The organism is Salinimicrobium sediminis (assembly GCF_900215295.1).
Classification (GTDB): Bacteria; Bacteroidota; Bacteroidia; order Flavobacteriales; family Flavobacteriaceae; genus Salinimicrobium; species Salinimicrobium sediminis.
This window is the reverse complement of the sequence record NZ_OCMF01000001.1, coordinates 500,561-525,905: the sequence shown is the minus strand read 5'-3', so window position 1 is coordinate 525,905 and position 25,345 is coordinate 500,561. Positions and strand designations below refer to the sequence as shown.

26 protein-coding genes are annotated in these 25,345 nt (G+C 40.8%); 17 read left to right on the top strand and 9 right to left on the bottom strand.

From position 1 onward, the window contains the following. Window positions 1–74: 74 nt before the first annotated feature. From cyoE to tsaB, 15 genes are all read left to right on the top strand, one after another. On the top strand, window positions 75–977 hold the full coding sequence (gene cyoE, locus CRO16_RS02380; protein ID WP_097054738.1) for a heme o synthase: 903 nt from the start codon (window positions 75–77) through the stop codon (window positions 975–977). Next, window positions 968–1,549 carry a cytochrome c oxidase subunit 3 gene (locus tag CRO16_RS02375; RefSeq protein ID WP_097054737.1) on the top strand — a complete coding sequence of 194 codons (582 nt, stop codon included), beginning with the start codon at window positions 968–970 and terminating at the stop codon, window positions 1,547–1,549. The genes cyoE and CRO16_RS02375 overlap by 10 nt, the downstream gene beginning before the upstream one ends. Window positions 1,550–1,595: 46 nt before the next feature. Continuing rightward, entirely contained in the window at window positions 1,596–2,576 is a 981-nt protein-coding gene (locus CRO16_RS02370; protein ID WP_097054736.1) for a cytochrome c oxidase subunit 3, read from the top strand. Between the two features lie 12 nt (window positions 2,577–2,588). Continuing rightward, entirely contained in the window at window positions 2,589–2,951 is a 363-nt protein-coding gene (locus tag CRO16_RS02365; protein WP_097054735.1) for a cytochrome C oxidase subunit IV family protein, read from the top strand. Window positions 2,952–3,026: 75 nt separating this feature from the next. Continuing rightward, window positions 3,027–3,680 carry a hypothetical protein gene (locus CRO16_RS02360; RefSeq protein WP_097054734.1) on the top strand — a complete coding sequence of 218 codons (654 nt, stop codon included), beginning with the start codon at window positions 3,027–3,029 and terminating at the stop codon, window positions 3,678–3,680. Then, entirely contained in the window at window positions 3,680–4,417 is a 738-nt protein-coding gene (locus CRO16_RS02355; protein WP_097054733.1) for an SCO family protein, read from the top strand. Before CRO16_RS02360 ends, CRO16_RS02355 begins: the two co-directional genes overlap by 1 nt. After that, entirely contained in the window at window positions 4,407–4,940 is a 534-nt protein-coding gene (locus CRO16_RS02350; RefSeq protein ID WP_097054732.1) for a DUF420 domain-containing protein, read from the top strand. The genes CRO16_RS02355 and CRO16_RS02350 overlap by 11 nt, the downstream gene beginning before the upstream one ends. 4 nt (window positions 4,941–4,944) lie before the next feature. Further along, on the top strand, window positions 4,945–5,172 hold the full coding sequence (locus CRO16_RS02345) for a hypothetical protein (RefSeq protein ID WP_097054731.1): 228 nt from the start codon (window positions 4,945–4,947) through the stop codon (window positions 5,170–5,172). A gap of 114 nt (window positions 5,173–5,286) precedes the next feature. Next, a complete protein-coding gene (locus tag CRO16_RS02340) occupies window positions 5,287–5,988 on the top strand; it encodes an ABC transporter ATP-binding protein (protein ID WP_097054730.1) in 702 nt (233 codons plus the stop codon). Further along, window positions 5,981–7,225, top strand: a complete 1,245-nt coding sequence (locus CRO16_RS02335) for an ABC transporter permease (protein ID WP_097054729.1) — start codon at window positions 5,981–5,983, stop codon at window positions 7,223–7,225. The genes CRO16_RS02340 and CRO16_RS02335 overlap by 8 nt, the downstream gene beginning before the upstream one ends. A 2-nt stretch (window positions 7,226–7,227) precedes the next feature. Continuing rightward, window positions 7,228–8,493, top strand: a complete 1,266-nt coding sequence (locus CRO16_RS02330) for an ABC transporter permease (protein WP_097054728.1) — start codon at window positions 7,228–7,230, stop codon at window positions 8,491–8,493. 27 nt (window positions 8,494–8,520) lie between these two features. Continuing rightward, entirely contained in the window at window positions 8,521–9,633 is a 1,113-nt protein-coding gene (locus CRO16_RS02325) for an efflux RND transporter periplasmic adaptor subunit (RefSeq protein WP_097054727.1), read from the top strand. Between the two features lie 66 nt (window positions 9,634–9,699). Beyond that, window positions 9,700–11,136 carry a TolC family protein gene (locus tag CRO16_RS02320; protein ID WP_097054726.1) on the top strand — a complete coding sequence of 479 codons (1,437 nt, stop codon included), beginning with the start codon at window positions 9,700–9,702 and terminating at the stop codon, window positions 11,134–11,136. A 3-nt stretch (window positions 11,137–11,139) separates the two neighbouring features. Beyond that, entirely contained in the window at window positions 11,140–12,399 is a 1,260-nt protein-coding gene (locus tag CRO16_RS02315) for an efflux RND transporter periplasmic adaptor subunit (RefSeq protein WP_097054725.1), read from the top strand. A 17-nt stretch (window positions 12,400–12,416) separates the two neighbouring features. Beyond that, window positions 12,417–13,073, top strand: a complete 657-nt coding sequence (tsaB, locus tag CRO16_RS02310; protein ID WP_245858851.1) for a tRNA (adenosine(37)-N6)-threonylcarbamoyltransferase complex dimerization subunit type 1 TsaB — start codon at window positions 12,417–12,419, stop codon at window positions 13,071–13,073. Window positions 13,074–13,294: 221 nt separating this feature from the next. On the opposite strand, the gene CRO16_RS02305 is transcribed toward tsaB, so the two are convergent. The 3 genes from CRO16_RS02305 to CRO16_RS02295 all read right to left on the bottom strand — a co-directional run bounded on the left by CRO16_RS02305 (window position 13,295) and on the right by CRO16_RS02295 (window position 15,202). Then, the gene (locus tag CRO16_RS02305; RefSeq protein WP_097054724.1) at window positions 13,295–14,137 is read right to left on the bottom strand and encodes a mechanosensitive ion channel family protein; all 843 of its coding nucleotides are present in this window, start codon (window positions 14,135–14,137) and stop codon (window positions 13,295–13,297) included. Window positions 14,138–14,283: 146 nt separating this feature from the next. Next, the gene (locus tag CRO16_RS02300) at window positions 14,284–14,487 is read right to left on the bottom strand and encodes a dodecin family protein (protein ID WP_097054723.1); all 204 of its coding nucleotides are present in this window, start codon (window positions 14,485–14,487) and stop codon (window positions 14,284–14,286) included. A gap of 208 nt (window positions 14,488–14,695) precedes the next feature. Next, window positions 14,696–15,202: a nicotinate-nucleotide adenylyltransferase gene (locus tag CRO16_RS02295; protein ID WP_097055747.1), complete on the bottom strand. Its 507-nt coding sequence runs from the start codon at window positions 15,200–15,202 to the stop codon at window positions 14,696–14,698. 199 nt (window positions 15,203–15,401) lie between these two features. Here CRO16_RS02295 and CRO16_RS02290 point away from each other — a divergent pair, with 199 nt between their 5' ends. Further along, a complete protein-coding gene (locus tag CRO16_RS02290) occupies window positions 15,402–17,690 on the top strand; it encodes an inorganic phosphate transporter (protein WP_097054722.1) in 2,289 nt (762 codons plus the stop codon). Between the two features lie 302 nt (window positions 17,691–17,992). Here the strand turns inward: CRO16_RS02290 and CRO16_RS02285 are convergent, their stop codons facing one another. From CRO16_RS02285 to CRO16_RS02265, 5 genes are all read right to left on the bottom strand, one after another. Next, the gene (locus tag CRO16_RS02285) at window positions 17,993–19,486 is read right to left on the bottom strand and encodes a M61 family metallopeptidase (protein ID WP_097054721.1); all 1,494 of its coding nucleotides are present in this window, start codon (window positions 19,484–19,486) and stop codon (window positions 17,993–17,995) included. Between the two features lie 521 nt (window positions 19,487–20,007). After that, a complete protein-coding gene (locus CRO16_RS02280) occupies window positions 20,008–20,841 on the bottom strand; it encodes an alpha/beta fold hydrolase (protein ID WP_097054720.1) in 834 nt (277 codons plus the stop codon). A 202-nt stretch (window positions 20,842–21,043) separates the two neighbouring features. Further along, complete coding sequence (locus tag CRO16_RS02275; RefSeq protein ID WP_143544398.1) at window positions 21,044–21,517, bottom strand: hypothetical protein; 474 nt, start codon at window positions 21,515–21,517, stop codon at window positions 21,044–21,046. Between the two features lie 207 nt (window positions 21,518–21,724). Beyond that, window positions 21,725–22,258 (bottom strand): dihydrofolate reductase family protein, encoded by a 534-nt coding sequence (locus tag CRO16_RS02270; RefSeq protein ID WP_097054718.1) that lies wholly within the window; start codon window positions 22,256–22,258, stop codon window positions 21,725–21,727. Window positions 22,259–22,539: 281 nt separating this feature from the next. After that, on the bottom strand, window positions 22,540–23,205 hold the full coding sequence (locus CRO16_RS02265; RefSeq protein WP_218839719.1) for a hypothetical protein: 666 nt from the start codon (window positions 23,203–23,205) through the stop codon (window positions 22,540–22,542). Between the two features lie 355 nt (window positions 23,206–23,560). On the opposite strand from CRO16_RS02265, the gene CRO16_RS02260 reads away from it, so the two are divergent. Next, complete coding sequence (locus CRO16_RS02260) at window positions 23,561–24,526, top strand: IS110 family RNA-guided transposase (RefSeq protein WP_097054717.1); 966 nt, start codon at window positions 23,561–23,563, stop codon at window positions 24,524–24,526. A 17-nt stretch (window positions 24,527–24,543) separates the two neighbouring features. Here CRO16_RS02260 and CRO16_RS02255 read toward each other — a convergent pair whose 3' ends face one another. After that, window positions 24,544–25,020 carry a hypothetical protein gene (locus tag CRO16_RS02255; RefSeq protein WP_097054716.1) on the bottom strand — a complete coding sequence of 159 codons (477 nt, stop codon included), beginning with the start codon at window positions 25,018–25,020 and terminating at the stop codon, window positions 24,544–24,546. Window positions 25,021–25,345: the final 325 nt, after the last annotated feature.

Sequence of the window (25,345 nt, the reverse complement as noted above, 5' to 3'; positions counted from 1 at the left end):
GATATAAAATTTTAACGGTTGGTGTTTCTTGGTAAAAAACAATTAAGAAGTATCTTTGCGCCAAAATTCCCTTTTTGGAAAACACTCAAGTACATAATCCTTCAGTTTCCCTTGTAAGCGATCTTAAAGAAGTAACTAAAATGAGGCTGGCCCTTAGTGTGGTCTTTTCTTCTGTAGCCGGTTACTTCCTTGGGGCAGAAAGTATAGATCTGCTTACAGTGATCATGTTGTCTATTGGCGGCTACTGTTTGGTGGGTGCATCAAATGCCTATAACCAGATTCTTGAAAAAGATCTGGATGTATTGATGAAGAGGACCAGCAACCGGCCTGTGCCTTCAGGAAGAATGTCTGTCAATACTGCTTTTGTAATTGCCAGTGCACTTACTGTTACAGGTCTAGTGATCCTGTACCTTATTAATCCCAGGACAGCCATGTTTGGCGCCATAAGCATCTTTTTGTATGTGTGCATTTATACTCCTTTAAAGACAAAGACCCCTCTTTCGGTATTCGTGGGTGCCTTTCCCGGTGCCATACCGTTTATGCTGGGATGGGTTGCAGCCACAGGAAAATTTGGTATCGAACCCGGAACGCTTTTTATGATACAGTTTTTTTGGCAATTCCCTCACTTTTGGGCTTTAGGCTGGTGGCTTTATGATGACTATGCAAAAGGCGGCTTCTATATGTTGCCTACGGGAAAGAGAGACAAGGGTACTGCGGTTCAAATAGTGCTTTATACCATCTGGACTGTTATTGTTTCTTTGATCCCGGTAACAGGTATGACCGGAGCATTGTACATCACTCCGTTTTCTGCCGTACTGGTGTTAATGCTGGGGCTGGGAATGCTTTACTATGCAGTGCAATTATACCGCAACAGGGATGAAAGGTCTGCGAAAAAACTAATGTTTGCGAGTGTGTCCTATATCACTTTGCTGCAAATAATATATGTATTGGATAAATTGATTCGTGTATGGATTTAACACAGGGAACCGACAGCTATAAGCAAGGCCGGGCGAAAAAAATGATGCTTTGGTTCGGGATAATAAGTATGGCAATGATGTTTGCCGGGCTTACGAGTGCTTATGTGGTAAGTAAGTCCAGACCAGACTGGGTTGCAGAACTTGACCTGCCTTCAAGCTTCTTATGGAGTACCATAATCATACTGTTGAGTAGTATCACTCTTCATTTTGCCGAAAGGGCTATAAAAAAAGATAATCGATCCCTCACTACAACAGGATTACTGGCGACCTTAGGCCTAAGTGTGGTCTTTATTGTGCTGCAGTTTTACAGTTTTAATCAGCTGATTTCTGAAGGATTTTACTTTACCGGGAGTGAAAGTAATATTACCACCTCATTTATCTATATCGTTGTCCTTGCGCATCTTGCCCACCTGGCGGGAGGTATGATCGTGCTTTTGGTAATAATTTATAATCATTTTAAACAGAGGTACCATGCTGGGCAAACCCTTGGATTAGAACTTGGTGCTACCTACTGGCATTTTGTGGATGCCTTGTGGATCTACCTGTTTTTATTTTTATATTTCTTTAGATAAATAAAAAACCTATTTTTGCCCTTACATTAAATTTCAAAATCTTTCTATGGAAACTACTGTTGCTAGAACAGGTACTGAAGGACGAACCTGGGGCGGTGGAAATGAACCCTTGAAGGTAAGCTACGGTAAAATGATGATGTGGTTCTTCATCTTGTCCGATGCGCTTACTTTTTCCGGATTTCTTGCCTCTTACGGGTTTGCGAGATATAAATTCGCCGATAGCTGGCCTATCGCAGATGAGGTGTTTAATCACTTCCCGTTTTTACATGGGGTAGATGCTCCTATGTACTATGTGGCATTGATGACCTTCATCCTTATCTTTTCTTCTGTAACTATGGTTCTCGCAGTAGACGCAGGGCACCAAATGAAGAAAGGTAAAGTTACTTTCTACATGTTGCTTACCATCATTGGAGGTATTATTTTCCTTGGGTCACAAGCCTGGGAATGGAAGAACTTTATTACCGGAACCTACGGAGCTATTGAGACCAGGGGCGGGAATGTGCTTCAGGTTGTTAATAGTGACGGCGAAAGAGTAGCATTGGATGCATTCGTTACTGCTGCCCCCAAAGAAAGATTACAGCATGAGCGTACCAACGGACTTTGGTTTGTTGATGAGCCTACCATACCACGATATACTATTGAGGATGTGATTACAGGCTTTTCTGCAAATCCAAACCTGCACATAAGAACCCAGGAGCTTACTCCCACGGGAGAAAAGGTAGTCCTAACCAGACAGGCTTCCCTGGCCAAGCTGGAAAGTGATGGGATTGGGATCATAGAAGGGGCCAACCTGCAAAAGAATGAATACGGGAATCCACTTTTTGGAGACTTCTTTTTCTTTATTACAGGATTCCACGGTTTTCACGTATTAACAGGAGTATTTATCAATATCATCATCTTTTTCAATGTTCTTATTGGAACTTACGAAAGAAGGGGCCACTACGAAATGGTTGAGAAAGTGGGGCTATACTGGCACTTTGTGGATTTGGTATGGGTATTTGTTTTCACATTCTTCTATTTAGTATAATTCAGGAACAAAATGGCACACGATACTACACACGTACATAAATCGAACACTAAAAGGATCTGGACCGTATTCATCATCATGTCTGTGGTGACCCTGGTAGAAGTTTTTCTTGGGATCATAAAACCCGAATTTCTTACAGATACCTATTTTATAAGTCTGAAACTGCTTAACTGGATCTTCATCATCCTTACCATTGTAAAGGCGTATTACATTGCCTGGGCTTTCATGCACCTGGAAGGGGAAACAAAAGGTTTGAGAAGAGCGGTGGTATGGACATCTACTTTTTTGATCATCTACCTTGTATTCATTTTGCTTACAGAAGGAGATTACGTTTATGAGGTAATGCACCGGGGTAATATTGCCTGGGATTTTTAATAGTTAAAACATCGGGAAAGGCGGTTTTTAAGACCGCCTTTTTTTATTTTTGTGCACATCTTCCGGAGAGATCTTATGAAAAAATTTCTGGTAATTTTTGTTCTTTTTGCACTTCCATTGGTAGCTTATCTTTTTTTTGCTTCGGGAGTCAATAATTTTGCCCGCCTGCCTGTTCTTACTCAGGAAATCGCGCAGCTGGAATCCTTCCGCAGCCTTGAAAAAGATGAAGAGGAGCTTAGCTTCCGCGGAAATATCACCGTCCTGGGATTCCCCGGAGATGATCCTGAAGAATATCTTACCAATGCATATCATATTGCTGAAAAGGTGTACGATCCTTACGCCCAATTCAATGAATTTCAGCTGGTATCTGTGGTTCCGGAAGGAAATGAAGAAGAAGTAGAGCTTCTGAAGCAAAAGCTTTCCGAAGTTATAGATCTTAAAAAGTGGAAATTTGTAGAGGGTTCTCCCGAAGAGATCAGGGATCTGTTCAATAGCCTCAATACGAATCTTGATCTTTCTGAAGATCTGTCTACTCCTAATGTTTTCATTATCGACAAAGATGGAAAACTACGGGGCAGGGACAAGGATGATGACGGCAATGAGCTTTTTGGATATGACACCAACTCCATTTATGTGCTTAACAACAAAATGGATGATGATATTAAGGTGATCCTGGCAGAATACAGGCTGGAACTTAAAAAATATAACAAAGAAGCAGCAACAGAATAATGAAAAGATATTCTTATATAGGAATTGCTTTTGTGATCCTTATTTTTGGGATCATAGTCATTCCGGAAATCATCGAACGTATTCAGGATGACGAGACGGTTACTTCAAACAGGTCAGACGGGCAGGCCGAACGTGTCGCCGAAAGTCAGGAGTTGGCCTATATCATGGTCAATGAGGAGCGTAAAAAAGTTCCTCCCTTTGAATTTGTTGATCAACATGGAGATACCATTTCCAACAAGGATTATGAAGGTAAGGTTTATATAGCTGAGTTCTTCTTTTCCACCTGCCCTACCATTTGCCCTATTATGAAGGATAATCTTGTTAAGGTGCAAAATGAGTTTCTTGACAACAAGGACTTTGGGATTGCCTCATTCAGCATAGATCCGCAACATGACACTCCCGAAGTTTTGAAAGAGTATGCAGAGAGGAACAATGTAAAACATCCCAACTGGCATCTTTTGACAGGAGAAAGGGAAGCTATTTATGAACTGGCGAATTCCGGTTTTAATATCTATGCGGGAGAAGATCCTGCTGCCGAAGGCGGATTTGCCCATTCAGGTTATTTTGCGCTTGTTGACAAGGAAGGTTATATCAGGTCCCGAAAAGACAAATTTGGCAATCCCATCATTTACTATCGGGGTTCTGTGCCATATAATGCAAATGTGAAACCGGGTGAAGAAGAACCGCAAACAGATATTTTAATTGCAGATGCAAAAAGATTGGTCAATGAGGAGTAGAAAGGCAGATAAGGTCATTGTTCCGGCAATTCTCGTGATATCTATTGTTGTGCCAGTGCTGGTACTTATTCTTATGTACATGCCCGAGCGCTATGAGCTTTTAGGAACAAGGTTTAATAATTTTCCCCTTTTTCATGCAGTGCTGAATTTCTTCACTGCGCTTTTACTGGTCGCAGGCTATATCTCCATGCGCAGGAAGGAATTGCTGTGGCATCGTAATCTAATGATCTCTGCTTTTTTCCTTTCCACAGTTTTCCTTATTAGTTATGTGATCTCCAAGATAAGTAACGATCCCGTTCCCTATGGGGGAGAGGGAATCCTGCGATACCTGTACTTTTTTGTGTTGATCACCCATATTTTACTTTCTGCTATCATCGTTCCTCTGGTTTTGTTCACCATGTACCGTGGATTGACGGGAGAAGTTGAGAAGCACAGAAAGATCGCCCGCTATACTTTTCCTGTGTGGTTGTATGTGGCGGTCACGGGAGTTTTAGTATATTTATTCATGGCGCCATATTATTAGCATTATGAAGTTAAGGATCCTGCTTGTATTTATGCTTTTGTTGCTCATCTCCTTTGATGCCACGGCTCAATGTGCGATGTGTCGCGCTGTACTGGAGACCGAAGACGGCCAGTCTGCCGCCAAAGGTATCAATGACGGGATTGTTTACCTTATGGCTTTCCCTTATCTTCTTATGGCCGGGGTAGGATATTTCATCTGGAAATCCCGCAGAAAACGTCATTCTGAAGAATAACCCATACCCGTTATTGCCTACTCTTTTCTGAAGTTTTTTTAGAAGAATGTAACATTTTCCTTTTTTGCGAGTCTAATGTGTAATCCCCGTTTTTGTTAACCATATTACACAAATATGATCGAAATAAAAGACTTGCATAAATCCTATAAGACAGGAAGCAATTCCCTGCATGTACTAAAAGGTATTAATTTTAGTGTGGCAGAAGGGGAACTGGTTTCGATCATGGGATCATCGGGGTCCGGAAAATCCACTTTGCTCAACATTCTTGGAATGCTGGATGAAGCCGATTCAGGCACTTACACTCTGGATGGAGTGCCAATAAAAAACCTGAATGAAAAGATCGCGGCACGTTACCGCAATAAATTCCTGGGATTCATTTTTCAATCTTTCAATCTTATATCTTATAAATCGGCTGTAGATAATGTAGCCTTACCGCTTTATTATCAGGGATTGAAGCGAAAGGAGAGAATGGACCGCGCCATGGCCTACCTGGAAAAAGTGGGACTCACAGATTGGGCGCAGCACCTTCCCAATGAACTTTCGGGAGGACAAAAACAGCGCGTTGCAATCGCAAGAGCCTTGGCAAGTGACCCTAAAGTACTGTTGGCCGATGAGCCTACAGGAGCCTTGGATACCAAAACGTCTTATGAGGTGATGGATCTCATCCAGAAGATCAATGAAGAGGGAAGAACTATCCTTATTGTAACCCACGAACATGACATTGCAGAGATGACCAAAAGGATCGTGAACCTGAAGGATGGAGTAATAATCGACGATAATAAAGTAGATCAGATAAAGGCACTTCAGTATGTTTGATCTGGAACGTTGGGAGGAGATCTTTGATACCATCCGCAAAAATAAACTAAGAACTTTTCTTACGGGTCTCTCTGTAGCCTCCGGAATTTTCATTCTGGTGGTTTTATTGGGTATCGGGGAAGGAATGAGGAATGGTATATCCAAAGAATTCGAAGGAGATGCTGCAAATATTCTGTACATCTGGACCGGGCCCACTTCAGTAGAACATAAAGGTCTTAATCCCGGAAGAATAATACGACTGCGAAATTCCGATTTTCAAACCATTAGTCAGAAATATGAAGATGATCTTGAATTTAGGTCATCTGTCTACAGGATCTGGAATGGAATGGTGACCTATAAAAAGGAATCGGGTTCCTATCGCGTTGAGGGAGTACTGCCCGATTATCAATTCCTCGAGAACAGCAGCATGGTCAAGGGCCGCTATTTAAATTATACAGATCATGAAAATTACGAAAAAGTAGTAGTGATTGGAAACAGGGTGAGCAACGATCTTTTTAAAGGGGCTGAGCCTATTGGGAAATACATAGAAGTATCCGGAATAAATTTTAAGGTGGTAGGGGTTTTTACAGATCCCGGAGGAGAGCGGGAAGAGAACAGGGTCTATGTGCCGCTTTCTACGGGGCAAAGAGTGTTCAACGGCTCCAACTACATCAATAACATGGCTTTTACACTGGAAAAAGCCGATAATTTCGAAGCTGCCTTAGCCGCCTCTAATAAATTTTCTGCGGAAATCGATCAATTCCTGAAAGAGCAACACGTCGTAGCTCCCGAAGATACCCGCGCGATAACCATCAATAATTCCCTTGAAAACGCCAAACGTTTCTACGACCTCATGGATATGATCAAATTCTTCTTTTGGGGAGTAGGGATCTGCACCATCATCGCGGGAATTGTGGGGGTAAGCAATATCATGCTCATTATCGTTAAGGAACGTACGCGTGAGATTGGCGTAAGAAAGGCTTTAGGAGCCGAACCCTTGTCTATTGTTGGCATGGTGCTTCACGAATCCATTTTTGTGACCGCCATTGCAGGGCTTATAGGACTCATTAGCAGCCTTGCTCTACTTGAACTTGTTGGACCGATTATAGAGACAGAATTTATTGCGAATCCTGCCGTAGACTTTCGGGTGGCCCTAACCACGGTGATCATACTGATTGTTGCGGGAGCACTCGCCGGTTTTTTCCCGGCCTACAGGGCTGCCAGGATCAAACCCATTGTAGCACTTAGAGACGAATAATTATGTTCAGCAGAGATAACTGGGACGAAATACTTGAAGCTTTAAGCGCCAACTGGTTTAGGACGGTGCTCACGGCTTTCGGGGTGCTATGGGGGATCTTTATCCTCGTTATCCTGCTCGCTGCAGGTAAAGGCCTGGAGAACGGGGTAAAGCAGGGATTTGGTGGTATGGCAACCAATTCCATGTTCATGTGGAGTCAAACTACCTCTAAACCTTATAAAGGTTTGCCGCAGGGAAGACGTTTCAGTTTTAAAACGGGAGACGTGGAAGCTATCAAAGAACAGGTTCCGCATTTAAGATTCATATCGCCACGAAACCAATTAGGAGGTTTTGGAGGTGCAAACAATGTGGTGAGAGGCCTCAATACAGGTGCTTATAATGTGTATGGTGATTATCCCGAGATCATTCAGCAGGAGCCAATGGACATTACCTCAGGGAGGTTTATCAACCATTCAGACATAAAAGAAAAGAGAAAAGTTGCCGTAATCGGAGAGTCTGTACGTAGCGGGTTGTATGAACCGGGAGAAAAGGTACTGGGATCTTATATTAAGATAAGCGGAGTAAACTTTATGGTTATTGGCACCTATAAGAAAAAAGGCGGGGGCAATGGTAATGTGGAGGAGGCTCAAAAACAGATCTACGTACCCTTTACCGCATTTTCCCAGGCCTTTAACAGGGGTGAAGATGTAGGTTGGATGGCTATTACAGCAAATGATGATCATTCTATCACCAGTCTAAAGAATCAGGTCTTTGATGTGCTTAAGGACCGACATACCATACATCCTGAAGATGACCGCGCAGTAGGGCATTTTGACCTTTACGAGGAATTCAACAAGATCAATGGATTATTTGTGGCTTTAAAAGGAGTAGCCTATTTCGTGGGAATCCTTGTTCTGCTTTCGGGAATTATCGGGATTAGTAATATCATGTTGATCGTGGTGAAAGAACGCACCAATGAGATAGGGGTGCGGCGTGCGCTGGGGGCAACGCCCTGGGCGATAAGAGGGCAGATCCTCATGGAATCCATTTTTCTCACGATCATGTCGGGGATGGCGGGAATTGCAATGGCTACCGCTGTGATCTTTTTGGTGAATAACGCCCTTAGCGGGATGGACACTTCAGAAATGATGTTTCTCAACCCCAGTGTGGACCTTGGAGTAGTCATGACTGCCCTTGCCATCCTCGTGATCTCCGGATTACTCGCAGGATTGATCCCTGCGCAGAACGCTATAAGAATCAAGCCGGTTGATGCTTTAAGAACAGAATAAAAAATAAATTCAAATAAGTTAAACAGAATGAAAAGAGTTGTAACGATCCTAATCCTGGTTGTAATTGCAGTAGCCTTTAGTGGGGCATTGTATTATTTGTATTCCAAAAATCAGGAGGATCCCACTGTTTATGAAACCGAAAAGGCTTCAGAACAAACCATAGTAAAGAAGACGGTCGCTACGGGAAACATTGTTCCCAAGGAAGAGGTGCTCATCAAACCAAATATTTCAGGAATAATTGAGGAGATCTACATTGAAGCCGGGAACAGGGTAAAAGCCGGGGATCTTATTGCAAAGATCAGGGTTATTCCAAATGTTTCTTCTCTGCAAAGCGCCAAGGATGCTGTGCAAACTGCAAAGATCAATTTCGATAATGAGCGCACAAATTATGACCGTCAAAAGACTCTTTTTGAGAAGGGAGTAATTTCGGCCAATGAATTCCAGAATGCCGAGGTAGCTTATAAAAGGGCAGAGCAAAATTACCGTTCGGCTCAGCAGAATTATGAGATCGTACGTACAGGTACCACCAGTGGGCTTGGCAGTGCTGCAAACACCAACATACGCTCCACAGTAGAAGGAATGGTACTCGATGTGCCGGTGAAGGTGGGGAACCAGGTCATTGAAAGCAATAATTTTAATGATGGTACCACCATCGCTACCCTTGCCGATGTGAACCAAATGATCTTTGAAGGCAAGGTGGATGAAAGTGAAGTTGGGAAGATCAAAGAAGGTTTGCCGCTGGAGGTGACCGTTGGAGCGATCGAAAATAAATCCTTCAATGCCATGCTCGATTATATCGCACCCAAAGGAGTAGAGGAGAATGGCGCGATCCAGTTTGATATTGAAGGAACTCTTGATAAAGCCGACACTACTTTTATAAGAGCAGGATTAAGTGCTAACGCTTCAATTATTCTTGCACGTGCAGAAAATGTGCTCGCTATAAGAGAAGCTCTGGTGCAATTCGATCCTAAAACACAACAGCCTTTTGTGGAAGTGGCTACCGGCGACCAACAATTCGAACGAAGAGAGATCGAACTAGGTGTGAGCGACGGGATTTTTGTGGAGGTTAAAAAGGGCGTTGGCAAAGATGACAAGATCAAAGTTTGGAACCAGATAAAACCGGCAGGAATAGCCAACTAAACCTCCTTTAAGCCTCTGCTGTAACAATTAGGGCAATCAAAAGACTTATATTTTAGAACAACCATTATGAAAAGAATATTTTTAACTGCAGGTCTCCTCTCCTTTACCATTTTTGCCTCGGCACAGCAGGGAGAATGGACGCTTCAGGAATGTATTGAACGTGCTCTTGAACATAACATAACCATTAAACAAACCGAACTTGATGTAGAGCTGGCTGATATCGATATTTCCGACGCCTTCGGAAATTTTCTTCCGGGAGTAAATGCATCCGCTTCCAATTCCTGGAACACGGGGCTTACCCAGAATGTTACCACCGGAATACTCCAGACGCAAACCACCCGGAATTTTTCCGCAGGGGTTACAGCCGGTCTTAACCTCTTTGACGGGTTAAGGAACATTCGCCAGTACCAGTACGCTAAAATGGCAAAACTGGCCAGTGAATATTCACTGGAACAAATGAAAGATGATGTGGCACTTTTTGTAGCCAATGCTTATCTGGAAGTGTTGTTCAACAAGGAGAACCTAAAGGTCATCCAGGCTCAACATCAAATCACCCTGGAGCAACTTGAAAGAGCCGAAGCTTTGGTGGAGGCGGGATCATTACCCAAAGGGGACCTGCTGGAAATAAGAGCAACTTCGGCAAATGAAGTGCAGCGTATGATCGTTGCAGAAAACCAGATCAAGATCTCCCTGATCTCCCTGGCTCAACTACTGTTGATCAAGGATTATGAGAATTTTGATATTGCCGAAAGAGATTACGAGGTCTTTGGAAGTGAAGTACTTGAAGTACCTGTTTCTGAAGTGATAGAAGTAGCCGAAGAAGAGCGGTATGAGGTGAAGGTTGCCGAAATGAACCGCGAACTTGCCGAAAAACAACTTGATATCGCAAAAGGCGCCTACTGGCCAACCTTTGGAGCCTTTTTTAACTACAACACCAGGGAGTCCGGTGCAGGGCGGTTTATTGCAGCAGGCCTGGATCCCGATGAGCCTTACCGAGAAATAGGATTCGTGGAATCCACACAGGAGGTGGTAGTAGCTCCTAACATGGCTACAGAAATTGGAAATCCCCTTCCGTTTTTTGAGCAGCTACAGCTCAATGACGGGATATCATACGGGGTGCAACTGAACGTTCCCATTTTTAATGGCTTTGCTACCAGGAACCAGGTAAAAAAGAATAAAGTGAACGTATTGCGTTCAGAGTATCAATTGGAGCAGACAAAGCTGGATCTGGAAGCTAATGTATACCAGGCGTATACAGATGCCCGCGGAGCTTTAAAAGCTTACGAAGCTGCGCTAATCGCCCGTGAAGCTCAGGTGCAGGCATTTGATTATGCGACAGAGCGCTATAATGTAGGAATGACGAATGCTTTTGATTTTAGTCAGGCCTCTTTTAACCTCGAAAACGCCGAGAGCGAATTGGTAAGAGCAAAATACGATTACATCTTTAAATTAAAAGTGCTGGAACTTTATTTCGGCGTGCCCATCACAGATCTTAAATTCTAAAAAATGAAGAAAAAAACAATTTTTATAATTGCCGCAATTGCTTTAGTACTTATCATTTTGCTCGTGGTAGGTAAAAAAGCCGGCTGGTTTGGAAAATCAGGTAATTTTAAAGAAGTAGAGATCACGCAGGTTGAAAGAATAGATATCATTGAAAAAGTCTCTGCTACCGGAAAAATTCAGCCGGAAATAGAGGTGAAGCTTTCTTCGGAAGTTTCCGGGGAAATCATTGAACTTCCGGTTGTGGAAGGACAGCAGGTCGAAAAAGGAGATCTGCTGGTACGCATCAACCCCGAAATATACCAATCTAACCTGGAGCGCTCCCGTGCCGGGCTTCAGAATATAAGATCTGGCCTGGCGCAGGCGGAAGCTTCTTTAAAAGAAGCCGAAGCCAATTATGAACGTAACAAATCTCTTTTTGAGAAGGGGATCATTTCAAAAGCCGAATGGGACAGGATCATTTCTGCCTATGAAGTTGCCCAGGCAACCCGCCAGGCTGCTTTCTACAACGTGCGAAGTGCCGAAGCCAGTGTGAATGAAGCCCAGGAAAGTCTGGGAAGAACAAATATTTATGCTCCTATGTCCGGAACCATTTCTTCCCTTGATGCTGAATTAGGAGAGAGAGTGGTAGGGACGCAACAAATGGCAGGAACCGAGATTCTTCGGGTGGCAGACCTTAGCAACATGGAAGTTGAGGTGGATGTGAATGAAAATGACATTGTAAAGATCTCCATTGGAGATTCAACCCTGGTGGAAGTGGATGCCTATCTTAAAAAGGAATTCAAAGGCATAGTTACAGAAATTTCCAACTCGGCAAATGCAACTGCCACGGCAGACCAGGTGACCAACTTTAAGGTGAAAGTAAAGATCCTGAAGGAATCCTATGAGGACCTGCTGGAAGGAAAACCTTCAAATTATTCCCCTTTTAGACCGGGAATGACCGCCACGGTTGATATCATCACTAATCGCAGGAATGATGTCATAGGAGTGCCAATTAGTGCCGTGGTTGTTAAAACCGATACCAGTACCGCCAGGAAACCGGAAACCTCTGAAAAGGCTACAGATCAGCTTTTCGAAACCGTTTATGTAAAAGAGGGCGATGAGGCGAAAATGAGAGTGGTGAAAACCGGAATCCAGGATGACGCTAACATTGAGATCAAAGAGGGACTTAAAGAAGACGAAGAGGTGATCACGGGACCATACAACACGGTTACAAAATTGCTTAAGCCCGGAGATAAAGTGGAAGTGAAGACAGAAAAAGAATAATTGCATAACTTGCGCCGGTGATTTTATGTATTGAAACTGCTACCACAAACTGTTCTGTAGCAATCGGGAAAAAAGGGAAATTGCTGGCCTTAAAAGAGGACTACAGCAGCAGTTATTCACATGCCGAAAGGTTGCACCTTTTCATTGAAGAGATCCTGCGCGAAAATGATCTTGAGGCTAAGGATCTTTCGGCAATAGCCGTGAGCAAAGGTCCCGGTTCTTATACGGGACTTCGAATAGGTGTATCTGCAGCAAAAGGTCTTTGTTTTGCACTGGACCTTCCTTTGATCTCCATTCCTACTCTAAGATCTCTTGCCTTACAGGTGAAGCAGGAGAAAGACGGCTTTATTATTCCCCTTTTAGATGCCCGTAGAATGGAAGTATATACGGCAGGTTTTAATTCTGAAAATAAGAAGGTTTTTGACACCCGCGCAGAGATCCTAGTTCCCGATTCTTTTTCGGAATACCTGGAGAATGCAAATGTTGCTTTTATTGGGAGCGGGGTGGAGAAGTTCAGCAAAATCTGTGGCCACAAAAATGCCACTTTCATAAAGGACAAATTACCCTCGGCAGAACAAATGATCGCTTTGGCCGAAGAAAAATTTCAGAAAGGAAAATTTGAAGATGTAGCCTATTTCGAGCCGTATTATCTAAAAGATTTTCAGGCGGGCTAAAATTCAAGGTTTAAAATTCAAAGTTCAAAGTCAAAAGTGAATTAGTAATTCATAATTCGGAATTCTTATCAGACTTATAACCCGATCACCGATCTTTTACCTGTTGGCGCGGATTTGCAATCCGTGCCGGTTCTAAACATGATTTTTGGATTACCGCTATGCCTTTTGACTTTCTAATCACTTTGACTACTGCTGCCTACTTCCTGAACACTGATCACCGATCACTGCCCACTCTTTTCACTGTGATTGAAGAAATGTACATCGCGTTGCGGGAAAGGGATCGAAATTCCTGCTGCTTCAAGCCTGCATTTTGCTTCTTCAATGGTATACCAGTGACAGTCCCAGAAATGGTCCAGCTTAGCCCAGTACCTTACCGAAAGGTTGACGGAACTATCTGCAAGCTCTGTAACAACAACGGCAGGAGCAGGGTCCTCAAGAATGTTTTCCTGTTCCTTCAACAGTCCCATCAAGGTATCTTTTGCCAGTTTGATATTGCTGTCGTAAGAAATTCCTATGGTGATCGCATCCCTCCTGGTGGCTTCGGCAGAATAATTTACAATGTTTTCATTAGACAGTTCTCCATTGGGAATAATCGCCAGTTGATTTCCAAAGGTATTGAGCCTGGTATAGAACATGGAAATATCTTTTACAGTTCCAGATATCCCGTTAACCTCTATCCAGTCTCCCAGCTTAAAGGGCTTAAGCAACAAAATTAATACACCTCCGGCAAAATTTGACAGGGAGCCTTGCAATGCCAGGCCTATGGCTAAACCAGCAGCTCCTAAAATGGCAATAAATGAGGTGGTTTCAATACCTAACATCCCCACCACGCTAATGAGAAGCAGAACTATAAGGGCACCGTTGGTAAGATTGAGTAAAAATTTGGACAAAGCGGGATCGTGCCCTTTTTTCTCAAAGAATTTGCGCATGTAGCCTACTACTAGTTTAATAAGCCACCAACCAATTACTAACCAGAGAATAGCCCCAAGAAGATCAGGCAAAAAAGCAATAAATCGTTCTAAATACTCCTGCGAAACGTCTTTTAACTCGTTGATTTCCCTCATATTCAAAATTTGTGCAAAGATGAGGGTTTATGCCTTTTTTGGCAGGCCTGGAGGTGTTAAAATAATCTTAACGGAACAGCTTATGCAAACAAAAAGCTCCCCTATGGGGAGCCTTAGAACTAATTAAGAATACTATTTTTTAGGGATTAAGCCTCAACCTGAAAAGTTATCTTTACAATAACCCGGTAATCTGTAATGTTTTCTCCTTCCACATGTGCGGTTTGATCCTTGACATAAACAGACTTAATATTTTTAATGGTTTTTGCAGCGGTCTTTACCGCATTCTTCACGGCATCTTCCCAACTTTTGCTGGAGTTCGCCATAATTTCCACTACTTTCATTACTGCCATAATTTCTAATTTTTAGATGATTAAATTTGTTTTAACTGATTGATTATCAATTTACAAAACGAAAACTCCACATTTGGAAAAGAATTGTTAAACCTTAATAACTATGTAAAGAGGAGGAGGGGAATAATGATCACACGGTAAAGAAATTCAGGCGGGCCCTTTAAAGGTGTAATTCAAATAGGGAGGCAATCTCTAAAATTGATTTCAATTAAAGAAAATTTCCTTTTTCGTCAACTTTAATTCTGAGTACTTTTTTTCCGTTTTCAAGTTTTAATTTATATCTCTTTTCTGCACCTTCCTCGTCGTGGAAATTCACGAGATAAGCGTCTTTTGAGATTTTCCAGTCGGGATATTTTTCTTTGACTGCAGTTCGGACAGCTTGTGGAAGACCCACATTTTTATACCTTTCGATTGTCCTTATTAATTGACCATCCCTGTCATATGCCGCAAGTATGGTTCCTTCAGGTATAAAAAAGCTTACCTCATAAGTGTCATAGTCATCGCTGTATATTTCAGAAGAGCGAATGTCGAAATTGGCCACATGTTGTTCCAGATTTTTAACCGGTACAGCGACTTCCTCATTTGTTACGGCGTTAAGGTATTTATAGTTCACCGCCACCAATCTTACCTCTTTAAGAACCTCAGGTTTAGTGATCTGAGCGATCACCGGACTCATTATTCCAAATAAGAATAATCCTAAAAGTAACTTTTTCATGATTTCCAGGTTTTTAATTAATATTGTTTTTCTTTTATTATTTCCGAATCGGGGAATCTTCAATTTAATACTTTTAAATTACTGATACTATGACATTTATCAGTTTTCGATAAGTTCTTATGAGATTTTTAAAACAAAGGTTTCCCTGCTTTTCTTTAAATAATTCATATTTTGCATTAGCGCAAAATCATATTCCCCCATGGAAGATATTTATATTTTAATGCTGGTTGCATTGTTTGCACTTGCCATTACAGATCTTGTAGTGGGTGTAAGTAACGATGCTATCAATTTTTTAAGTTCGGCAATTGGTTCCAGGGCTTTTTCAATGCGAAAGATCCTCATCGTGGCCAGTATTGGAGTAGCAGTGGGAGCAATATTTTCCAGTGGCATTATGGAAGTGGCCCGAAAAGGTATCTTTCTCCCGGGGCAGTTCTATTTCGAGGAGATCATGATCATCTTTATGGCAGTGATGATCACCGATGTGCTGCTCCTGGATTTCTTCAATTCCCTTGGCCTTCCTACCTCTACCACAGTGTCCATTGTGTTTGAATTACTTGGTGCAGCCGTAAGTATGGCAGCCATAAAGATCTATAAGGATTCGGGAGATTATGGGGAGATCCTGAATTATATCAACACCTCCAAAGCCACCGAAATAATTATTGGGATCTTAATGGCCGTGGTCATTGCATTTATTATTGGAGCGGTGGTGCAGTATTTCTCACGCCTTATTTTCTCCTTTCAGTATGAACAAAAGATCAGATATGCCGGTGCTGTTTTTGGAGGAGTGTCTCTAACCGCTATTCTCTATTTTATCCTACTGAAGGGATTAAAATCTGTGACCTTTATTCCGGAAAGTTTTCTCGAATACATTGAAGAAAATACTTTTATCATTATTGGTGCAGGTTTAATTCTCTTTACTATTGTTTCACAACTGCTAATGAGCCTTTTAAAAATGAATATTTTAAAGGTCATTATCCTGATAGGTACGTTTTCCCTGGCCCTGGCCTTTGCGGGGAATGACCTGGTGAACTTTATAGGTGTTCCCATTGCAGCCTGGCAATCATTTGTTTTATGGCAGGATGCTTACCTCACCTCGGGTGCATTGCCATCGGAATTTTTAATGAGTGGCCTGCAGGGAGAAGTTTCTACTCCGCCATTCCTGTTATTGGGGGCAGGGGCGGTGATGGTGATCACGCTTTGGTTTTCCCGAAAGGCCCGTAACGTGGTCAAAACCGGAGTGAATCTCTCAAGACAGGGAGAGGTTTCAGAAAGATTTGATCCTAATTTTATTTCCCGTGGGATCGTAAGGTATTCCGTTTACATGGGGAATGTCCTGGAAGCGATCACCCCGGCAGTAGTAAGTAAAAAAATTGATGAAAAATTTCAGAACCAAAAATCCTTTACCAAAGATGATGAGGATACTCCTGCATTTGACCTGGTAAGGGCGTCTGTAAACCTGGTAGTGGCGGGAATACTGATCTCTATTGGTACCAGTTTAAAGCTTCCGCTATCTACCACCTATGTGACCTTTATGGTTGCCATGGGTACTTCTCTGGCCGACAGGGCCTGGGATAGAGAAAGTGCGGTTTACAGGGTGGCCGGCGTAGTCAATGTTGTAGGAGGTTGGTTTATTACTGCTCTGGTTGCTTTTTCGGCAGCAGCCCTATTTGCTTCTATTATCTATTTTGGAGGCATCATCGCTATAACCATTTTACTTGGTCTGGCCATCTTTAGTATAGCCCGTAGTTTTGTGATCCACACCCGCAAAGAAAAAGAGGAAGCCTTAAATAAACCTTTCCGAAGAAAAGAGCTTAGTACCATCAATGATATTGTTGTAGAAAGTTCCAAGAACATTTCCAGCATCATTGGAGGAGTTAACAAGATGTATTCAAAAACAGTAGAAAACCTTGGTTATTACGATAAATCAAAGCTTAAAAAGAACAAAAAGGCTATTAAAAAACTGGAGTCTGAAATCGATGAGCTTAAACGGAATGTCTTCTATTTTATTAAGACCATTGAAGAAAATTCTCTCGATTCCAACCGTTTTTACATACTTATTCTGGACTATCTGCAGGACATGGTACAGTCTATTGGTTATATCACCAGGAACAGCTACAACCATGTGAACAATAACCATAAGAATTTAAAGTTCAACCAGATCAAGGACCTTAAACGGGTGGATGAAAAGATTAAGAAACTCTTTGATGAAATAGAAGATATCTTTGAGCAACAGCAATTTTCACGTATTGAAAATGTATTGGCCGGAAAACAGGAACTTTTTAACGAGGTATCGCAGCTCATTGAGAAGCAGATCAAACGCATTCGAACAACAGAAAGCAGTCCCAAGAACTCTGAACTTTATTTCGGACTTCTACTGGAAACCCGTGATCTTGTAACCTCCACCATGAACCTGCTGGAACTTTACCGGGAATTCAATATTGCAGTGGAAACTACAAGTTTTCCAAAGCGGGAGTTGCCTGTTAAGTAGCAAGCCTTGGAAAACCACACTTTGTTTTAATACCCGCCTTAACGGGTTCGGTTCCTGTTGATAAACAACAGTATCTTCATGGGGGTGGAAAATGACTTCCGTAACCGGGGTTTGACAGCTAAGGCTTGTAGTGGCCATTAGAAAAAAGAGGAGAAGCGGTTTCATTGAAACTTATACTTTTACTTTAGCTCAACTAATATAAGGGAATTGGGAGATTCCTCCTGCTTGGAAAAACAGATCTTTAGAAATGGAACCGGGCTTCACTTTGGAACCCTGCGTTAAACATCAGGTGCAGATACCCTTTATCTTTCATCTTCTAATTGGCCAAACATTCCCTTCATAATAGCCCTTTGCATCTGAGTTTGTTGTTCTTTTTTTGATAAGATCAAATTTCCATTTTCAGTATTCGCGTCCAGTCCGGACAATTTTAAATAGGCTTCAATAGGGATGCTTTCGGTGCCCAGAACATAGGAATCAAAGAACTTAGTTTGATCCTTTCCGCTGAGTTGGGACATAAGCTTTTGAAGTTCTTCAAGGCTATAATGATCATTGGTATTTCCATATTTAACCCATAAACCGCGCATCAAATCATCCATGGATTTTGCATTGTTAGTGGCATCACGAATGATCAAATCCTGCGCGATACCCGCAAGCATACCGCCTCCGTATATCAAACCCCAGTGATCGTGCTTCTCTTCACCATTTGCCATGGCTATTTCCCCGAGACCTTCATCTTCCCGGTAGCGTTTGTAAAAAAAGTTGCTCAGGAAATCCAAATAAGATTCGTCTGTCAAAAAATTGACGTGGTGCAAGGCTTTCAAGGTGTAATAGTTGGTCAGGCCTTCCTTGAACCACTCCGCGTTTTCACTATTTGGGCTAAAAGATTTACCGTTCCAGAGGTGGAAGAATTCATGAGCGAAAATGAACCTTGAAATCGTTTTTGAAAATTGATCAGCACCTATTTGAATCAGGATACTAATGTTATTTCCTATAACTTCTCCATCTGTAACCGATGGATGTGAACTAATAACCACTACCATTTTTTTGAAAGGATCATCGGGTGAAGGCCTCGGGATGCCTCCCATAAGTTCAATATAATAATCCAAAACCCCTTCCGCGAGATCTTTAAAAATGGCTTCATCAGCAATGATTTCGTTACTGCCAAGCGCAAAGACAAACTCAAAATCCTCCCTTTTGAGAGTAAGTTCCTTATGTGTTCCGGCAAAGACCATTGCGTTGGCCAGTTCGGTGTTATTCATTACAAGATAGGAAGGAACAATATCCCGGTTATCGGCCCAGGGAGTGGTAACTTTCCAGTTTTCAGGCAGCTGAAAATCAACCTTGATATTTTTTCGTTTTTCTCCATTCATGATGAACAGGGTTCTTCCCGTAAAAAATATGCCCCTGTCGGTGTGATAGGCCACCCCGTCTATACCCCCGTCCCACTCGAAGTCTTCATGGTCCAAGTGCACATCATAGGTCAATACAATCTTTCCGTCAAGGGGGGAGTGGATCTTCCATTTGGCACCGGGGAGTTCTTCCAATGTGACCGGTTCCCCTTTTAAGTTTACAGCCTTCAAGTCATGGATGAAGGTCGCCCAACCTCTTTCCAGATCGTTGGCACCAGGATCCATGAACAGAATGCTGTCTCTAAGGTTAAGTTCAACCTTTACCTCAGCACTTTTTAAATTGTCCTTATCAAATGCAACTGTATAGATAACAGCTTCTTCGTTTTGAGCTTCTTTACAGGATAAAAAAAGTAAACCGGTTAATAAGATTGCGAAGATTTCTTTCATTGGGTTCGTTTCCAAAAAAGACCTGCCGTTATTCAAAATGTTACACCCGGCCTTATAAATTTTTTAATTGCGCCTGCACTTTTCTAATTCTTCTAAATCTTCGACGTGTTTTGCCATAGAATAATCCTCTTCGTCTGGTATTCGTTCATTTGGCCAATGATATCGTCTGCTATATACTATAGTGTGATAATATTTGGAAAAGTATTCCAATTGGTTGTTCCAGGTTCGGTAATCGCTTGCAGAACCGTGAACAAATACAAGTCTGTCTCCATTTCCATTCTCAACATAATTGAATTTGTAGTTGTTTAGATTTGCTTGTAACATACTTGAAACTTTTTCCTCAATATCTCATCTTTTTCGGTATTAACCGGGTTTTTGCCAGTATTAAGCTCAACGTGGGTGATATGGCCGTTAAGGGAGTGCGGGTGAATCACTTCAAGGTACACGAGACATTAAATCAAACTACAATCCTTCGCATAGCACTGAAACCCTTTGATTATACCACGTGTTATGTGCCGGCATTAATGCTCTATAAATTCTATTATCTTTTTTATCGTTTCATTAGAGTCTTTTCCAATCCAAAATAAATGCCCCCACTCATTATCTAATCCAATAAGTTTGGAATTGTTTATCATTTTGTTAGCATGTTCGGCATGTTCAAATGAAGCACTATTGTCATTCCTACTGTGTATTATTAAAGTGGGACATTGAATATTCGAAATGATTTCCCTTTCAATATTGTGTTCTATGTCAATTATAAAACCGGTTTTTGAATTATAGTGCCTTAAGGTCGCTAATAACTCATTCACATCCCCCTTATCTAATTTCTGAAGTTTATTTTTTGAAAACTGCGGGTGAAAATTATTTGCAATCATTTTGGGAAATATTCTCGAAAATATCCTTGTCATGCCCCATATGATTTTTTCCGTTTTTGGATTAAATAGTTTCTTTGCTGTTTTATAAACCTGTCCATTTTCATCTAACCATTTTTTTGATACAGCTGAAGCTAAAATTAATTTATCAACTCTTTCCGGGTATCGAGAAGCCAATTCAATGGAGGTCAATCCACCGGCGGATATTCCATATAATACTACTTTATCAATTTTCAAATAGTCCAATAATGCGATTAACAAATCGGCTGTCTTTCCTGGAGTAAATTTATCGTCGAGGGGAGTTTTTCCATATCCAGGACGGGAAGGTGTTATAAGCTGAAATTTATTTGTGTCAAATCCTTTATGAAATAGAGTCTCTTTGCAATTGGAATGTCCTCCATGCAGAAATAAAACAGGTTTTTCTTTTCCGACAATTGAGTATTCAACCTGTCCTTTATCAGTATCTATTATTTTTATTTCCATTAAAGTACATTATGCAATGACGTTCCTGTTGGTTGAACACAATGTCTCGTATAGGAACAGTGAGAGCTGTCTATCGTGCTTGTCCGTCGTGTTCGCCGTAGCTTTAGCGGAGGGGAAAGGACAATCAGACGCAGCAAGTACGCAGAGACTTTGGATTAGAAATAGATTTCAGCATTGTTTTTATAAAATGTTGCAAACCGTTTTATTTTAATATTTCAAACATTCTCTCGGACTGATTTCTTTCCCATTTCAATTCATCATTGTACCACACTTTTGTTACTATTTCATTGGAATTCTTCTTCTCGATTTCCGTTCTCAAAACATCAGAATCAGATTCAGAAAATTCTATTTTTGTCTCTGAATAGGTGTCTTCAACAATGGTAGAACTTGGGAATATTTTTAAAAAACTTCCTTCTTCTCTTTCTACGACAAAAATACCTTTCGGATGGTCCAGATTTCCCTTATAGTATTCTATCCACTCATCATTTATTTTATGATAGATGGTAATTTCGTCTGCGGTTAAGCCATCTTCAATTTCAAAAAGATTTTGCCCATCTTCATTTACATATTTTATAGAAACTTCTGTGTCTATAATTGTACAACAAATTTTCTCATCCTTTTCGGTAGAGCAAGCGGTGATGAGAGTTGCGGCAATTAGTAATAACACTTTTTTCATGGTTGTAAGTTTAGTTTTTGTTTTCATTAAAAGGGTACAACATTCACGTAAAAAAACAGTGCGAGCTGGAGAGCTTGATTGTTGGTCGCGTTACCTGTAGGTTCAGCGGAGGGGAAAGGACAATCCCCTGAGCAAGCAAGCACGGTCCCGATGCCTATCGGGATCTTTCACCCGCATTACGCTTATACATAGTTGGCGGTTCGTTTTTTAATTTTTCCGTTTGTAGTGGAGTTGCGTCAAGCCTGTTTCAAATGTTTTTGCTTTTACCAATTCAAGTATTTGTTCAGGTCGTCCGTCTTTAAATAATCTTGTACCATTCCCCAACAAAACAGGAACCACGGAAATAATAAATTCATCAATTAAGTCATTTTTTAATAGTTCATTAATTACTTCTGCACCACCATCACAATAGATGTTTTTCCCGTTTTCTGATTTGAGTTGCTCTACCAAATCGATTAAATTACCTGTGTAAAAAGTCGTTCTACCAACACTTGGTCTTGGGCTTCTTGTTATCACATATACGTCTCTTTGGCCATTGTCGTAAAATGATGAGCCAATTTCCTTAAGCACATAATCATAAGTTCTTCTACCAATAATCAAAGTGTCAATTGTATCTGTAAATTCGTTATAACCATAATCTTCACCTTCTTTTTCTACGAGTTTTAAGAAACTCAAGTCGTCATTAGGTTTTGCAATGTAGCCGTCTAAACTTGTGGCAATGAAAAGTGATAATTTTCGCATCTGTTTTAAATTTTTAATGTTTTGTCAAAATTAATTTTAGACAACCATTACATTCTGTAAAATAAAGAGGCCGCTTTTTCAACTTCTACTAATTTTTTTATGTCCATTTTGTTATTTCCAGGGTTTGGTCAAATTACTGGCAATGGTCCCGGTTAACGCAAGTGGCGGACCTGGAAACTCAATTTGTCGGATAAATTATCTATTTATAAGTAGTCAAAAATGGTATTTTAGAAGGGTTTCCCCATATTTGCCCGTTAAACCGATGTTGTCTGTTTGCCAACCTAATATTTTGTCATATCGAGATCTTCAAAATTTTCAATTTCAGTTAATCTTAATAAATCATCTATTTTTATATCGTAAGAGATTACTTCAAAGATTTCTTCTTCAACCGCAGGATCTTTAGTTGTGTTTTCGGATAATGTTTTTTCTTTTTTTAAGAAGTCTATTTTAGTTTGATAAAGCACTTTTGGTCCGTTACTTTCACTTGATTCATACCCAATTAGTTTAAATTCAGAATCCAGGTTTTTAAAGATATATTCCCAATAACCATATCTGCCGTGACCGTAATGAATTTTCAGCTTATTGTCCTCAATATTAATCCATAATTCTGGCGGCATATAAACTCCGCCATCTTCATTTTCTGATGAGAAGCAATCTTTATTTTCAACTACTTTTTCGTATTCATTGTCTTTGGTGAGAATTATGATAACTCCTCTTCTATTACGATCAATTACATCTCCAAATCTGTTTTTAACTATCTTCTCTTCCTTTGTATTTTTAATTATTAGTACATAATCCTTTCTGTCATCATTATTTAGGTCTCCACTATATTCCTCAAATAATACATATCCTTTGGGAATTAGATCGGCAGGTATATACTTTTGAGCACTACTAGGTTTGATACTAAAAAATATTAAAGCGCAGGTTAGTAAGATTGATTCTTTCATTTAACGGTTTTAAATATGCAAATTGCTTCCAACGTCCTATATAAAACAGTGCGAGCTGGCGAGCTTGATTGTCCGCAGGACAATCAGGCGTTGTAAACGAGCAGGGACTTTCGATTTGAGACAGGTTTTAGCATTGTTTTTATACAGCTTAAGTTTGATTTTCTAACTTTTACTCACTAACCAGAAAGAACAAAAGAGAGGAGTAAGGTTATGTTATATGTGGGAACCTTGAGATTCCGTCAACATTGAAAATCCCCTCTCTTTTCTACTTCAATTTCGTTCAGTTCTGTGAGACTTTGATCTCGATTTTAAGTTGTTGAAAGCAAAGTAGGTGTCCTTTCGTAATCAATTATCTATGAATAAATGTAGCCAAATTTATGGAGTAGACATCAGTAAAAATGTATTTGATGTTGTAGACTCTGAAGGAAATCATTCTCAATTCAAGAACGATGGTAATGGATTTAAAACCTTTCAAAAAGCTCTTCCTGCCGATGCTTTAGTTATAATGGAAGCTACAGGATATTATCATTACCGGTTGGCTCAGTTCCTTTATGAGCAAAGGGTAAAGGTCTCTGTAGTAAATCCATTTTCAGTTAAAAGATTTATCCAAATGAAACTTTTCAGAATAAAAACAGATAAATCTGATGCAAAAGCCATCTGTGAATATGCTACGATAAATGAAGTTCCTCTATATACTGCAAGGGATAAGAACCAGGCGGAATGTCTACAGCTCATGCGCCTGATCGATATTTACCTGAAACAAAGCACTGCCTTAAAGAATAAGCTGCACGGAGAGAAAACCCTGGGGAAACCTTCTAAAGCAGTATATCATTCTTTAAACCGCTCCTTAAAAGCTGTACAGAAGGAAATCCAGATCCTGGAGGACCGCCTGATGGAGATCGTCAAAGAAGAACAACAAAAACAATTGACCCTCCTCAAAAGCATTCCCGGAATGGGCAGTAAAACAGCCATTATGTTGATTGTCTTAACCGACGGATTTTCAAATTTTGAAAACGCCAGACAACTTTGCAGCTACACCGGGATTACGCCCAGCTTACGAGAATCAGGCATCAGTGTGAGAGGCCGTAGCCGGATAACAAAAATGGGAAATGCAAAGCTCAGGAATCTTTTGTTTATGTGCAGTTTTTCGGCTTGCAAACATAACAAAGCCTGTAGGGAGATCTATGAACGAATTGTAGCAAAAGGGAAAAGTAAAAAGTTAGCTCTAATCGCTGTATGTAACAAGCTATTGAAACAGGCATTTGCTATCGCTAAATCAGGCTTGCCTTATCAGGAAAATTTTGTCTCGAAATTAGCTTAGAGGACTTGTTTTTTAACTCAGTTCTTTGTTGTGCCAAGTGTTTGTTCTTCTTTAGGTCTAAGCAGTTTCGGAAAAATTGTTGCTCCGTAAATTAATCCAAGAATCCCTCCAGCAGTTACTGTTGAACCGTCAATCGCAATGTACCAGCCAATCCCAAGAGTCCAATAAAGACATATGAATCCGATAATCAGTCCGCCAAGGATGGAGTAAATTATTCTATTATAACCGAACAGGCGAAAAATCCGAAATAATCCGTAAACCAAAATCAGAGATCCGATGATATAAATTCCTAAAAACAGGATAAAATCTAAAACGAACTTTAATCCGTCCCAATCCACCAGGATTTCTCCTTTGTACCATCCGGGTCCGGGTCGGTCAGAGTATGGCAGATAACCTAATATTTGTGCTCCGACCATATAAAGGAATAATCCGCCGAGGATTATTAAAATTCCCCACAAAAGATGCTTTCCTAAGTTTTTAAATGTTGCCTTCATTCAGTTTACATTTGGCACAACGTCCCGTATAAAAAATAGTGCGAGCTGGCGATGGCTTGATTGTCCGCAGGACAATCAGGCGTTGCAAGCGAGCACGGACTTTCGAATTGGGACAGATTTGAGCATTTTTTTTATACAGTGTTGGCAAACGTGTTATTTTAAATCCCCACAATAAAAATCCAGAAAGTCAGAATACCGATTGTTATTGAGCCAAAAATATAGATCAGTGAAACTGTCCGCCACGATTTACTTAAGCTATAGTTTTTAACAAAGTCCTTATCATTTAATTTGGGATAAATGAAGGAGGAAGTTAAATAACAAATCC